Source organism: Escherichia sp. B1147 (assembly GCF_001660175.1).
Taxonomy (GTDB): domain Bacteria; phylum Pseudomonadota; class Gammaproteobacteria; order Enterobacterales; family Enterobacteriaceae; genus Escherichia; species Escherichia whittamii.
Genome location: NZ_LFHY01000020.1, coordinates 72,381 through 85,994 on the forward strand (window position 1 = coordinate 72,381; position 13,614 = coordinate 85,994).

Sequence of the window (13,614 nt, forward strand, 5' to 3'; positions counted from 1 at the left end):
ATCTACATCTCTTTAACCAACAATATGTAAGATCTCAACTATCGCATCCGTGGATTAATTCAATTATAACTTCTCTCTAACGCTGTGTATCGTAACGGTAACACTGTAGAGGGGAGCACATTGATGAGCACGTCAGACGATATCCATAACACGACAGCCACTGGCAAATGCCCGTTCCATCAGGGCGGTCACGACCAGAGCGCGGGTGCGGGAACAACCACTCATGACTGGTGGCCAAAACAACTCCGTGTTGACCTGTTAAACCAACATTCTAACCGTTCTAACCCACTGGGCGAGGACTTTGACTACCGCAAAGAATTCAGCAAATTAGATTACTATGGCCTGAAAAAAGATCTGAAAGAATTGCTGACAGAATCTCAACCGTGGTGGCCAGCCGACTGGGGCAGCTATGCGGGTCTGTTTATTCGTATGGCCTGGCACGGCGCGGGTACTTACCGTTCAATCGACGGACGCGGTGGCGCTGGTCGTGGGCAGCAACGTTTTGCACCGCTGAACTCCTGGCCGGATAACGTCAGCCTGGATAAAGCGCGTCGCCTGTTATGGCCAATCAAACAAAAATATGGTCAGAAAATCTCCTGGGCCGACCTGTTTATCCTTGCGGGTAACGTGGCGCTGGAAAACTCTGGCTTCCGTACCTTCGGTTTTGGTGCCGGTCGTGAAGACGTCTGGGAACCGGATCTCGACGTGAACTGGGGTGACGAAAAAACCTGGCTTGCTCACCGTAACCCGGAAGAACTGGCAAAACGCCCATTAGCAGCAACCGAAATGGGGCTGATTTATGTTAACCCGGAAGGGCCAAACGCCAGCGGCGAACCGCTTTCAGCAGCAGCGGCTATCCGCGCGACATTTGGCAATATGGGAATGAACGATGAAGAAACTGTTGCGCTGATCGCTGGTGGTCATACGTTAGGTAAAACTCACGGCGCAGGTCCCGCAACGCACGTAGGCCCAGATCCGGAAGCGGCTCCGATCGAAAACCAGGGCTTAGGGTGGAAGAGCGATTTTGGCTCCGGTGTAGGTGCCGATGCCATCACCTCTGGTCTGGAAGTGGTCTGGACCCAGACGCCTACCCAGTGGAGCAACTATTTCTTCGAAAACCTGTTCAAATATGAGTGGGTACAGACCCGCAGCCCGGCTGGCGCAATCCAGTTCGAAGCGGTAGACGCACCGGAAATTATCCCGGACCCGTTCGATCCGTCGAAGAAACGTAAACCGACAATGCTGGTGACCGACCTGACGCTGCGTTTTGATCCTGAGTTCGAGAAGATTTCTCGTCGTTTCCTCAATGATCCGCAGGCGTTCAACGAAGCCTTTGCCCGTGCCTGGTTCAAACTGACGCACAGGGATATGGGGCCGAAATCTCGCTACATCGGGCCGGAAGTACCGAAAGAAGATCTGATCTGGCAAGATCCGCTGCCGCAGCCGATCTACAACCCGACCGAGCAGGACATTATCAGTCTGAAATTTGCGATTGCGGATTCTGGTCTGTCTGTCAGCGAGCTGGTGTCGGTCGCCTGGGCGTCTGCTTCTACCTTCCGTGGTGGCGACAAACGCGGTGGCGCCAACGGCGCACGTCTGGCATTAGCACCACAACGCGACTGGGATGCGAACGCCGCAGCCGTTCGTGCTCTGCCAGTTCTGGAGAAAATCCAGAAAGAGTCTGGCAAAGCCTCGCTGGCAGATATCATCGTGCTGGCTGGTGTGGTTGGCGTAGAGAAAGCCGCAAGTGCCGCAGGGGTGAGCATTCATGTACCGTTTGTGCCGGGTCGCGTCGATGCGCGTCAGGATCAGACTGACATTGAGATGTTTGAGCTGCTCAAACCTGTTGCCGATGGTTTCCGTAACTATCGTGCTGCGGCGGGTGAGGCTACAACTGAATCACTGTTAATCGATAAAGCACAGCAATTGACTCTGACTGTACCGGAAATGACCGCGCTAGTGGGCGGGATGCGTGTACTGGGTGCCAACTTTGATGGCAGCAAAAATGGTGTCTTCACTGACCGCGTGGGCGTATTGAGCAATGACTTCTTCGTGAACTTGCTGGATATGCGTTACGAGTGGAAAGCGGCGGACGAATCGAAAGAGCTGTTCGAAGGCCGTGACCGTGAAACTGGCGAAGTGAAATACACTGCCAGCCGTGCGGATCTGGTATTTGGTTCTAACTCTGTCCTGCGCGCGGTGGCGGAAGTTTACGCCAGCAGCGATGCCCACGAGAAGTTTGTTAAAGACTTCGTGGCAGCTTGGGTGAAAGTGATGAACCTCGATCGTTTCGACCTGCTGTAATCTGACCTTCTTCAGCGACTGCCTGATGGCAGTCGCTGAAGTGAGGCTGATGACAAACGCAAAAACTGCCTGATGCGCTACGCTTATCAGGCCTACGAGGTTCATGCAGTATATTGAATTTGCACGATTTTGTAGGCCGGATTAGGCGTTCACGCCGCATCCGGCATGAACAAAGCGCACTTTGTCAGCAATCTGAGCGGCTGCCTGATGGCAGTCGCTGAAGTTTCTTTACCAGCGTATAGTGTCCACAGGAAAACGACTACACACTGGATCTCTCATGCCTACTACGGGAAAGAGCAACCCACTGGCAATCAGTGGCCTGGTTTTGCTCACACTTATCTGGAGTTATAGCTGGATTTTCATGAAGCAAGTCACCAGTTATATCGGTGCCTTCGACTTTACCGCCTTACGCTGCATTTTCGGCGCTCTCGTTTTATTCATCGTCCTTTTATTACGTGGTCGCGGCATGCGCCCGACGCCATTTAAATACACCTTAGCCATTGCTCTATTACAAACCTGCGGGATGGTAGGCCTGGCGCAGTGGGCGCTGGTGAGCGGCGGAGCGGGGAAGGTGGCGATCCTTAGCTATACCATGCCATTCTGGGTGGTGATCTTCGCGGCGTTGTTTCTCGGTGAACGTCTGCGACGCGGGCAATATTTCGCGATTCTGATTGCCGCTTTCGGCTTATTTTTGGTGTTACAACCGTGGCAACTCAATTTCTCTTCGATGAAAAGCGCCATGCTGGCGATCCTCTCCGGCGTCAGCTGGGGGGCGAGCGCCATTGTTGCTAAACGCCTTTACGCCCGCCATCCACGCGTGGATTTATTGTCGTTAACATCCTGGCAGATGCTGTATGCGGCGCTGGTCATGAGTGTGGTCGCTTTACTGGTGCCGCAACGTGAAATTGACTGGCAGCCCACCGTGTTCTGGGCGCTGGCCTACAGTGCGATTCTGGCGACGGCGCTGGCGTGGAGCTTATGGCTGTTTGTATTGAAAAACTTGCCTGCCAGTATCGCCAGCTTAAGTACGCTGGCCGTTCCCGTTTGTGGCGTGCTCTTTTCCTGGTGGCTGCTTGGTGAAAATCCGGGCGCCGTTGAAGGTAGCGGCATTGTCTTGATTGTGCTGGCACTGGCACTGGTGAGCCGCAAGAAAAAAGAAGCTGTCAGCGTAAAAAGGATCTGAGTTTTTTCTACACGTGGGGCGATCGCTTATTTAGCAAAATACCGATAATGCCCCACCATCCGCCAGCTAAATAACACGTCTTCTTCCTGTGCACCCGCGCCAATGTTATGCACCACCAGCGGCGTACCGTCGCGAGCAAAGCCATCGGAAACCACGCCAATATGTGCCAGTCCGTTGTCCAGTCGCCAGGAGACAATATCGCCCGCTTGATAGTCACTGGCATTTTTGCTGGTGGGGCGTGTTTTGTCATGGCGGCTAAACCAGGTTTCCAGATTAGGCACCCGGCGGTGATCGATGTTGCTGTCCGGGCGCTTTAACTTCCACTTTCGCGGGTAATCGGCAAAATTCTTCGCCATATCTTCATGAACCAGTTTCTGTAAATCGACCTTCTGGCTGCGCAAGGCGCGGATCACCACATCGGAACATACGCCGCGTTCTTGCGGGACATCACCGCCAGGATAAGTAAGCTGCACATATGCCGGATCGTAAAATAGCGTGCTGCCAATTTGCTGCCTGGCACCGTCTGCGATGGCAAGGTTGGTGTTGGCCTGGACTTGTACCACTGCTGGTGGAACGGCGGGAGATTTTAAGGAGTGGCTGGTAAATGTTGTTAGCAGGCTAACCAGCGCCAGTGATGCTTTCATCTGTTTCGTCCGTGAAAATAAGAGTCACAGATTCGACCTTCCGGGCGTTTGAATGTTCGATGGGGGAAATGTCCAGAAACGGATAAAAAACTCCCGAACAACGTGGGAGTTTGAGATTACTGGCACAAAGTGCCGGATGCGGCGAAAATTCCTTATCCGGCCTACAAAATAACGCAAATTCAATATATTGCAGAGATAATGTAGGCCTGATAAGCGTAGCGCATCAGGCAATTTTGTATTCAAACTCCCGGACAAGCCGGGAGTCTGGCGTAGATTATTCCCACTCTTGCAGGAAACGCTGCCCGTATTGGTCAGCCACCAGCAATGCGGCGTAAACCTGATCTGGCGTCGCGCCGCCAGGCATGTTGTGGATGGTTTCACCTTCTGCACATGCTGCTTCTGCGACAATTCGCATTTTCGCCGGGACATCTTCTTTAATATCCAGTTGAGCGAGCGTTATTGGCAAACCTACCGCATGGCTAAGTGCTGCTACGGTTTCGATTTCCTCAACCGGCGCATTTTCCAGCACCAGTTGTGTAAGCGTACCAAACGCCACTTTTTCACCGTGATAATAGTGATGCGCATCCGGAATTGCTGTCAGGCCATTGTGCACCGCGTGCGCCGCCGCCAGGCCGCCGCTTTCAAAGCCCACGCCGCTCAAATAGGTATTCGCTTCAATCACGCGCTCCAGCGCCGGAGTTACCACATGCTGTTCGGCGGCGAGCATTGCTTTTTCGCCTTCTTCCAGCAGGGTGTTGTAGCACAGTTCAGCCAGCGCCAGCGCGGCCTGAGTACATTTACCGCCCGCCATCGTGGTTGCGCCACTGCGAGAGCAGGCACGCGCTTCAAACCAGGTTGCCAGCGCATCGCCGATACCCGCCGCTAACAGACGTGCAGGTGCGCCAGCGACGATTTTGGTGTCGACAATGACCATATTCGGGTTATTTGGCAGCAGCAGATAGCGGTCAAACTCACCGTCATCGGTGTAGATAACAGACAGTGCGCTGCACGGTGCGTCGGTTGAGGCGATGGTCGGCGCGATTGCTACCGGAACACCCATAAAGTGCGCCAGTGCTTTGGCGGTATCGAGGGTTTTGCCGCCGCCGATACCGAGAATTGCACCACACTGAGCTTTTTCTGCAATGCCGCGCAGACGGTCGATCTCATTTTGTGAACATTCGCCACCAAACGGCGCAATTTCTACCACCAGTCCAGCATCTTTAAAGCTTTTCTCGACTGTGGCTTGAGCAAAACCTAAAACGAATTTGTCACCTACCACTAACCAGCGTTCTGCCAGTGGCTTCAGGTATTCGCCCAGACGATTAATGACATCAGCGCCCTGGATGTATTTACCTGGTGATTGAATAATGCGGTCCATAATTGCTCCTTTAGAGATGAGTAGTGCCAAATGCGGCATTCCAGTCGTGTTCGAACTTCTCTATAGCTGACTCTACCGCAGGTGTGTTGAGCATTTGTTGCGCTACATCTAAGGGCAGGGTGATGGATTCACATCCAGCCAGCAAACAGTCCAGCGCCTGACGCGGCGTTTTAAAGCTGGCAGCCAGCACCATGCTTTCTGGCGCGTGCATTTCCAGTAACGCTTGCAGTTCTTGTACGGTGCGAATGCCGTCACCGCCCTGGGCGTCTACGCGGTTAACATACGGAGCAACATATTTGGCACCTGCCAGCGCGGCCAGTAATCCTTGCGCGGCGCTGTACACTGCGGTGCCAAGCGTAGTAATACCTTCTTTTTTCAGTATTTTAATTGCTGCCAGACCTTCAGCGGTCACCGGGATTTTCACCACGATGCCCGGAATGGTATCGCGCAGACGCTTCGCTTCTTCCACCATCCCCTGCGCGTCGCGGCTCATGGTCTGAGCAAACAGAATGCCCTCATCACCAATCGCTTTTTGCAGACGCGGCAGCACTTCCCAGATGGACTCCTTGCTGGCAGCGATAATGCTAGGGTTCGTTGTCACCCCGGCAATCGGGAATATGCGTGCCAGACGTTCGACTTCTGCGACGTTAGCGGTGTCCAGATACAGTTCCATGATGTTTCCTTTTACAGTTCCAGTTCATGTTGCAGCAGGCTGGCGATAGCGTCGGCAGAGGCGGCGTTAACCAGCGCGTTACGGAATTCTTCATGCATGATGCGGCGAGCGAGGCGCGAGAAAATACGCATATGCTGATCGCCCGCGGCGTGTTTGTTCAGGGTTAACATAATGATGAATTGCGCCTCATCATCGCCCCAGCGCACCGGCGTTTGCAGACGCGCGACGCTGATGGTGGACTGCTCAATATGTTCCGATTTGCTGTGCGGAATGGCGAAACTAAAGCCCAGTCCGGTAGAGAAAACCGCCTCGCGCGCCCACAAGTCGGCTTCCAGTTTACGCGGATAGCGGCAGCGGCCCGCCAGCAGTAGGTTATCGGTCATGCCTTTGAGCACTTCTTCTTTGCTGCGCCAGTCGCTTTCAAGCGTAATGCACTCGGCGGTGACCAGCGGTGCGTCCTGTTGCGTCATGCGGAACTGCGCCAGCAGATGCTCCACTTCCAGCGAAGTCCGGCAGGCCATTGCCTGGTTGAGCAACTGGCGGCACTCGCGGCTATCAAGTTGCGCCATCCGCGCTTTCGCTGCCGGAATCGATGGCGCGCTCATGCTAAGTTCATCCAGCCCTAAGCCAACCAGCAGCGGCAGCACAGAACCTTTCGCACCCAGTTCACCGCACAGACCAATCCATTTGCCCTGGCGATGCACTGCCTGCACAGCGTAATCGAGCGCCCGCAAGAAGGCCGGATTCAGGCTGTTGTAGTGACGAGTGACCTTAGCGTTATCGCGATCCACTGCCAGCAGATACTGAGTCAGGTCGTTACTGCCGATACTAAAGAAATCAATCTCTTCGCAGCACTGATCGATGATGAACATTACCGACGGCACTTCCAGCATGATGCCGAGCTGGATCTTCTCATCAAACGGAATGTGCTCATTGCGCAGTTGCTGTTTGGCTTCCGCCAGTTTTTCTTTCACCCATAAGATCTCTTCCATTGAGGAGATCATCGGGATCATGATTTTCAGGCTGCCGTGAGCGGAGGCACGGAGGATCGAGCGTAGCTGCGTGATAAACAACGACGCGTACTCTTCATAAATACGCACGGCGCGATAACCGAGGAACGGGTTTGCCTCAGCGGGAATGTTCAGATAATCAACGGGCTTGTCGCCGCCAATGTCCATAGTACGCACAATAATGCTGCGCCCGTTGGCGGATTCCAGCGCCTGACAAAAAATGTTGTATAACTCACTTTCACCCGGTGCACTGGTGCGATCCATATAGAGCATTTCAGTGCGGAACAAACCAACGCCTTCCGCGCCATTGCCGAACGCGGCCTGCGCTTCGACCGAGTGGGCGATGTTAGCGGCAATTTCAATGCGGATACCGTCAGCAGTGCGGGCTTGCTGGGTCAGCCAGACACGCTGTTGCTCACGCAGTGCGTCCTGCACGCGGGCTTCTTGCTGATAGTAGCGTGCAACGGCTTCCCCAGGCTCAACCACAATCGCCCCGGCGTTGCCGTCGATATAAATTGTTTGATGTTGCCACGGAGTAAGCGTGTCGATATCCACACCAACCAGCGTCGGAATGTTGAACGAACGGGCAAGAATCACCGTGTGTGAAGTGGTACCGCCGCTTTTCAGTAACAGACCTTTGAGGTGATTTTTATCCAGTTCGAGGAACTGGCTGGGGGTCAGCTCATCGGCCATACAAATTGCTGGCTGCGTCAGTTTACCCGGCGCCGGGAAGCGTTGCTCGCCGTAGATTTGCTGAAGTAACTGGAAGCAGACGTCACGCACATCCAGTGCACGCTCTTGCAGGTAGCTGCTGCTGGAACGGGCAAACTCTTCACAAAAGTAGTTCGCGCTGGCGACAATCGCTTCGGCACAGCTTAATCCCTCGCTGACGCCCGCCAGTAAGTGCTGACGTAAAGAGGTATCGCCTGCCAGCGAACGATGTGCTTCCAGAATCGCGCTGGTGGCGCCGTCGCTATCAAGCAGACGAAACTCAATGTTTTTCATCACCAGCGTCAGGCCGTTTTCCAGGGCGGATTGCTCTGCATCGACGTCTTTGGCGACGGGAAGATGACCCAGCGCGTTGAGATCTAAAGAAGAGATCGGCGTCAGAATTCCACCTGCGCTACCGCTGCACACGGTGCGGGCGCGGATAATTCGCGGATTCAGGTTGGTCAGTGAAACCGGCAGCGGCTCCAGTTCGTCAGATTTAACTTCCGCCAGCGGCGCGTCGCAGTGGGGAAATTCATCGCGCAGCCATTGGCTTAAACGCTGGTGTGCTTCCTGTTCGTCTGCTCCGGAAATCAGTAGCTGGCAGTTATCGCCCACCAGCGTATCGGTGCCAATCAGCGCCAGGGCGCTTTTGGCGTTGCCCTTGCGATCGGTGCGCAGGTTATGCCACTCAATCTGTGATGAAAAAGTATTACACAGCGTTTCAACGTGGCTTGCCGGACGTGCATGTACGCCGTTAGGTAGCTCACAAATAAATTCCACAATCAGGGCCATTGCCTTTCTCCCGGTACGGTTTTCTGTTTACAGGATAAGAGCGCATGGCAACGGCCTGCCATGTGACAAATCTGCCAAAAGCTGGACAAATGTAATGTAACCGCCAATTTGCGACGCGTCTCACAAGACGCGCCACTCCGGCATGATTCCGAGTTAACGCAAGTTATGAGGCGGATCGCATTTTTGTACAGACATTACAAAAATCCAGTAAATGGCCTTTTTATCCACTGTTTGACCTGCTTGCGATTGCCTATTGTTTCTCCCATCAAAAATATGGACATAGGCTTGGGTAAGCCTGGGAGCGACTTATGAATGAGTTGGTGCAGATCCTGAAAAATACCCGTCAGCACTTAATGACGGGCGTTTCACACATGATCCCCTTCGTGGTATCGGGCGGTATTTTGCTGGCGGTTTCCGTCATGTTGTACGGCAAGGGCGCGGTGCCGGATGCCGTAGCCGATCCGAATCTGAAAAAACTGTTTGATATTGGTGTTGCAGGTTTGACGTTGATGGTGCCTTTTCTCGCGGCGTACATCGGTTATTCCATTGCAGAACGCTCTGCGCTGGCCCCGTGCGCTATCGGTGCCTGGGTTGGTAACAGCTTTGGTGCGGGCTTCTTTGGCGCGCTGATCGCCGGAATTATCGGCGGTATCGTGGTGCATTACCTCAAGAAAATTCCGGTGCATAAAGTTCTGCGCTCTGTCATGCCAATCTTCATCATTCCGATCGTCGGCACACTAATTACCGCAGGCGTCATGATGTGGGGGCTGGGCGAGCCGGTGGGTGCGTTGACCAATAGTCTGACCCAGTGGCTTCAGGGGATGCAGCAGGGCAGCATTGTTATGCTGGCGGTGATCATGGGACTGATGCTGGCGTTCGATATGGGCGGTCCGGTGAATAAAGTGGCCTATGCGTTCATGCTGATCTGTGTGGCTCAGGGCGTTTATACCGTGGTGGCCATTGCTGCCGTGGGGATCTGTGTTCCACCGCTGGGTATGGGGCTGGCGACGCTAATTGGCCGCAAAAATTTCTCTGCGGAAGAGCGTGAAACCGGTAAAGCGGCACTGGTAATGGGCTGTGTTGGCGTCACCGAAGGGGCGATTCCTTTCGCTGCGGCCGATCCGTTGCGTGTCATTCCTTCCATTATGGTGGGGACTGTCTGTGGCACGGTGACTGCAGCAATGGTCGGTGCGCAGTGCTATGCCGGTTGGGGTGGTCTGATTGTGCTGCCGGTGGTTGACGGCAAGCTGGGGTACATCGCAGCAGTGGCTGTCGGGGCTGTAGCAACGGCAATCTGCGTAAACGTGCTGAAAAGTCTGGCGCGTAAAAATGGGTCTTCGACTGCTGAGAAGGAAGACGACCTGGAACTGGATTTTGAAATTAATTAATTGAGGAACGAGCCATGACGAAAATTATTGCAGTAACCGCATGTCCTTCAGGTGTTGCCCATACCTATATGGCGGCAGAGGCGCTGGAAAGCGCCGCGAAAGCGAAAGGCTGGGAAGTGAAAGTAGAAACCCAGGGCTCGATCGGTCTGGAAAATGAACTGACCGCTGAAGACGTAGAAAGTGCCGATATGGTGATTCTGACCAAAGATATCGGCATCAAGTTTGAAGAGCGTTTTGCAGGCAAGACTATCGTGCGTGTCAACATCAGCGACGCGGTAAAACGCGCTGACGCCATTATGAACAAAATCGAAGCCCATCTGGCACAGACTGCTTAAGTTTTTAGCCCGCCTGAAACGGCGGGCTTGTTTTTCCCCTACAGGAGTTCCTCATGACGAATCGTATCTCTCGCCTTAAAACTGCGCTGTTTGCCAATACCCGTGAAATCTCGCTGGAGCGGGCGCTGCTTTATACCGCTAGCCATAAGCAAACCGAAGGCGAACCGGTAATTATTCGTCGGGCAAAAGCCACAGCGTATATCCTGGAACACGTTGAAATTTCGATTCGTGATGAAGAACTGATTGCCGGTAACCGCACGGTGAAACCGCGCGCCGGAATTATGTCGCCGGAAATGGACCCTTACTGGCTGCTGAAAGAGCTGGACCAGTTCCCGACGCGCCCGCAGGACCGTTTCGCTATTAGCGAAGAAGACAAACGTATTTACCGCGAAGAGTTGTTCCCGTACTGGGAAAAACGTTCGATGAAAGATTTCATCAACGGGCAGATGACGGATGAAGTTAAAGCCGCGACCAGCACGCAGATTTTCAGCATCAACCAGACGGATAAGGGCCAGGGACACATCATTATTGATTACCCGCGCCTGCTGAATCACGGGCTGGGTGAGCTGGTGGCGCAGATGCATCAACATTGCCAGCAACAACCGGAGAATCACTTTTATCAGGCGGCGCTGTTATTGCTCGAAGCTTCGCAGAAACACATTTTGCGTTACGCCGAACTGGCGGAAACGATGGCGGCAAACTGCACAGATGCCCAGCGTCGTGAAGAACTGCTGACTATTGCGGAGATCTCCCGCCATAACGCGCAACATAAGCCGCAGACGTTCTGGCAGGCGTGCCAGTTGTTCTGGTACATGAACATCATTCTGCAATACGAATCCAACGCCAGTTCGCTGTCGTTAGGACGCTTCGACCAGTATATGTTGCCGTTCTATCAGGCATCATTAACCCAGGGGGAAGATCCTGCGTTCCTGAAAGAACTGCTCGAATCTTTATGGGTGAAATGCAACGACATCGTGCTGTTACGCTCTACCAGTAGCGCGCGTTATTTCGCAGGATTCCCAACTGGTTATACCGCACTGCTCGGCGGTTTAACGGAAAACGGACGTAGTGCGGTGAACGTGCTTTCGTTCCTCTGCCTCGATGCCTATCAAAGCGTGCAATTACCGCAACCGAACCTGGGAGTGCGCACTAACGCCTTGATCGACACGCCATTCCTGATGAAAACCGCAGAAACCATCCGCCTGGGCACCGGTATTCCGCAAATCTTCAACGATGAAGTCGTAGTGCCAGCGTTTCTTAACCGTGGCGTTTCGCTCGAAGATGCGCGCGACTATTCGGTGGTCGGTTGCGTGGAGTTGTCTATTCCTGGCAGAACCTACGGTCTGCACGACATTGCAATGTTTAACCTGCTGAAAGTGATGGAAATCTGTCTGCATGAAAATGAAGGCAATGCTACGTTGAGCTATGAAGGCCTGCTGGGGCAGATCCGCGCCAAGATCAGCCACTACATCACTCTGATGGTTGAAGGCAGCAATATTTGCGATATCGGTCACCGTGACTGGGCGCCTGTGCCGCTGCTCTCGTCGTTTATCAGCGATTGTCTGGAAAAAGGCCGCGATATTACCGATGGCGGCGCGCGTTATAACTTCTCCGGCGTACAGGGGATCGGTATCGCTAACCTGAGCGATTCTCTCCATGCGTTGAAAGGGATGGTTTTTGATCAACAGCGTTTAAGTTTTGACGAATTACTGTCGGTATTAAAAGCCAACTTCGCAACGCCAGAAGGCGAAAAAGTGCGCGCTCGCTTAATTAACCGCTTTGAGAAATACGGTAATGATATCGACGAGGTGGATAACATCAGCGCCGAACTGCTGCGCCATTACTGCAAAGAAGTGGAAAAATACCAGAACCCGCGTGGCGGTTACTTCACGCCGGGATCGTATACCGTTTCTGCTCACGTCCCGTTGGGATCGGTGGTTGGCGCGACGCCAGATGGTCGTTTTGCCGGGGAACAGCTGGCAGACGGCGGCTTGTCACCCATGCTGGGCCAGGACGCACAAGGGCCAACGGCGGTACTGAAATCAGTCAGTAAGCTCGACAATACGCTGCTTTCTAACGGTACATTGCTGAACGTGAAATTCACTCCGGCGACCCTGGAAGGAGAAGCGGGATTACGCAAACTGGCCGACTTCTTACGGGCATTTACCCAGCTTAAGTTGCAGCATATTCAGTTTAACGTGGTGAATACTGACACGTTGCGAGAAGCCCAACAGCGCCCACAGGACTATGCCGGGCTGGTGGTGCGCGTTGCCGGATACAGCGCCTTCTTTGTCGAACTGTCGAAGGAGATCCAGGATGACATCATCCGCCGGACAGCGCATCAGCTGTAACGTTGTGGAAACGCGCCGCGATGATGTGGCGCGCATTTTCAACATTCAGCGTTATTCACTGAATGACGGCGAGGGCATCCGTACGGTGGTCTTTTTTAAAGGCTGCCCGCATCTTTGCCCGTGGTGTGCTAATCCGGAGTCGATCTCCGGCAAAATTCAGACGGTGCGCAGAGAGGCGAAATGTCTGCACTGCGCAAAATGTTTGCGCGATGCGGATGAATGCCCGTCCGGCGCGTTTGAACGAATTGGCCGCGATATCAGCCTCGACGCGCTGGAGCGGGAAGTGATGAAAGATGACATTTTCTTTCGCACGTCCGGCGGCGGCGTCACGCTTTCTGGCGGTGAAGTGTTAATGCAGGCGGAGTTTGCTACTCGTTTTTTACAGCGACTTCGGCTGTGGGGCGTGTCATGTGCCATCGAAACCGCAGGAGACGCGCCAGCCAGCAAGCTGTTGCCGCTGGCGACATTGTGCGATGAAGTGTTGTTCGATTTAAAAATTATGGACGTGACCCAGGCGCGGGATGTGGTGAAGATGAACCTGCCACGCGTACTGGAGAATTTGCGTTTATTGGTAAGCGAAGGTGTCAACGTGATCCCGCGTTTACCGCTGATCCCTGGTTTCACGCTAAGTCGGGAGAATATGCAGCAGGCGCTGGACGTGCTGATCCCGCTGAATATCAGGCAGATCCACCTGTTGCCGTTTCATCAGTACGGCGAACCGAAATACCGCCTGCTGGGGAAAACATGGTCAATGAAAGAGGTTTCTGCGCCGTCGTCAGCCGATGTGGCAACGATGCGCGAAATGGCAGAACGGGCCGGATTTGAGGTTACCGTGGGAGGTTAAA

10 protein-coding genes are annotated in these 13,614 nt (G+C 53.8%); 6 read left to right on the forward strand and 4 right to left on the reverse strand.

The features are described 5' to 3' along the window. The first annotated feature begins 123 nt into the window (after positions 1 to 123). Together katG and yijE are read left to right on the forward strand one after the other, a co-directional pair. Positions 124 to 2,304, forward strand: coding sequence for a catalase/peroxidase HPI (gene katG / locus A9180_RS20235; protein WP_064530306.1), 2,181 nt, complete (start codon positions 124 to 126; stop codon positions 2,302 to 2,304). Positions 2,305 to 2,581: 277 nt separating this feature from the next. Continuing rightward, positions 2,582 to 3,487, forward strand: coding sequence for a cystine transporter YijE (gene yijE / locus A9180_RS20245; RefSeq protein ID WP_064530308.1), 906 nt, complete (start codon positions 2,582 to 2,584; stop codon positions 3,485 to 3,487). A 26-nt stretch (positions 3,488 to 3,513) separates the two neighbouring features. On the opposite strand, the gene A9180_RS20250 is transcribed toward yijE, so the two are convergent. The 4 genes from A9180_RS20250 to ptsP form a co-directional block, all read right to left on the reverse strand. Then, the gene (locus A9180_RS20250; RefSeq protein WP_064530309.1) at positions 3,514 to 4,131 is read right to left on the reverse strand and encodes a DUF1287 domain-containing protein; all 618 of its coding nucleotides are present in this window, start codon (positions 4,129 to 4,131) and stop codon (positions 3,514 to 3,516) included. Between the two features lie 274 nt (positions 4,132 to 4,405). Next, positions 4,406 to 5,509 (reverse strand): bifunctional L-1,2-propanediol dehydrogenase/glycerol dehydrogenase, encoded by a 1,104-nt coding sequence (gene gldA / locus A9180_RS20255; RefSeq protein WP_064530310.1) that lies wholly within the window; start codon positions 5,507 to 5,509, stop codon positions 4,406 to 4,408. Positions 5,510 to 5,519: 10 nt separating this feature from the next. Next, positions 5,520 to 6,182 (reverse strand): fructose-6-phosphate aldolase, encoded by a 663-nt coding sequence (gene fsa, locus A9180_RS20260; RefSeq protein WP_064530311.1) that lies wholly within the window; start codon positions 6,180 to 6,182, stop codon positions 5,520 to 5,522. An 11-nt stretch (positions 6,183 to 6,193) separates the two neighbouring features. Further along, positions 6,194 to 8,695, reverse strand: coding sequence for a phosphoenolpyruvate--protein phosphotransferase (gene ptsP / locus A9180_RS20265; RefSeq protein WP_064530312.1), 2,502 nt, complete (start codon positions 8,693 to 8,695; stop codon positions 6,194 to 6,196). Between the two features lie 308 nt (positions 8,696 to 9,003). Here ptsP and A9180_RS20270 point away from each other — a divergent pair, with 308 nt between their 5' ends. From A9180_RS20270 to A9180_RS20285, 4 genes are read left to right on the forward strand one after another with little or no spacing between them, the layout of a single operon-like run. Continuing rightward, a complete protein-coding gene (locus A9180_RS20270) occupies positions 9,004 to 10,083 on the forward strand; it encodes a PTS fructose transporter subunit EIIC (protein WP_064530313.1) in 1,080 nt (359 codons plus the stop codon). Positions 10,084 to 10,097: 14 nt separating this feature from the next. Continuing rightward, positions 10,098 to 10,418 (forward strand): PTS fructose-like transporter subunit IIB, encoded by a 321-nt coding sequence (locus A9180_RS20275; RefSeq protein ID WP_064530314.1) that lies wholly within the window; start codon positions 10,098 to 10,100, stop codon positions 10,416 to 10,418. 53 nt (positions 10,419 to 10,471) lie between these two features. After that, positions 10,472 to 12,769: a formate C-acetyltransferase gene (locus A9180_RS20280; protein WP_064530315.1), complete on the forward strand. Its 2,298-nt coding sequence runs from the start codon at positions 10,472 to 10,474 to the stop codon at positions 12,767 to 12,769. Beyond that, entirely contained in the window at positions 12,735 to 13,613 is an 879-nt protein-coding gene (locus A9180_RS20285; RefSeq protein WP_064530316.1) for a [formate-C-acetyltransferase]-activating enzyme, read from the forward strand. The genes A9180_RS20280 and A9180_RS20285 overlap by 35 nt, the downstream gene beginning before the upstream one ends. The last annotated feature ends 1 nt before the right edge of the window (position 13,614 follow it).

What these genes read in the sequence shown, in the direction of transcription:
- yijE (WP_064530308.1), top strand. Translation starts at nt 2,582, where the DNA reads ATGCCTACTACGGGAAAGAGCAACCCACTGGCAATCAGTGGCCTGGTT.
- A9180_RS20285 (WP_064530316.1), top strand. Translation starts at nt 12,735, where the DNA reads ATGACATCATCCGCCGGACAGCGCATCAGCTGTAACGTTGTGGAAACG.
- katG (WP_064530306.1), top strand. Translation starts at nt 124, where the DNA reads ATGAGCACGTCAGACGATATCCATAACACGACAGCCACTGGCAAATGC.
- A9180_RS20250 (WP_064530309.1), bottom strand. Translation starts at nt 4,131, where the DNA reads ATGAAAGCATCACTGGCGCTGGTTAGCCTGCTAACAACATTTACCAGC.
- A9180_RS20280 (WP_064530315.1), top strand. Translation starts at nt 10,472, where the DNA reads ATGACGAATCGTATCTCTCGCCTTAAAACTGCGCTGTTTGCCAATACC.
- ptsP (WP_064530312.1), bottom strand. Translation starts at nt 8,695, where the DNA reads ATGGCCCTGATTGTGGAATTTATTTGTGAGCTACCTAACGGCGTACAT.
- fsa (WP_064530311.1), bottom strand. Translation starts at nt 6,182, where the DNA reads ATGGAACTGTATCTGGACACCGCTAACGTCGCAGAAGTCGAACGTCTG.
- A9180_RS20275 (WP_064530314.1), top strand. Translation starts at nt 10,098, where the DNA reads ATGACGAAAATTATTGCAGTAACCGCATGTCCTTCAGGTGTTGCCCAT.
- A9180_RS20270 (WP_064530313.1), top strand. Translation starts at nt 9,004, where the DNA reads ATGAATGAGTTGGTGCAGATCCTGAAAAATACCCGTCAGCACTTAATG.
- gldA (WP_064530310.1), bottom strand. Translation starts at nt 5,509, where the DNA reads ATGGACCGCATTATTCAATCACCAGGTAAATACATCCAGGGCGCTGAT.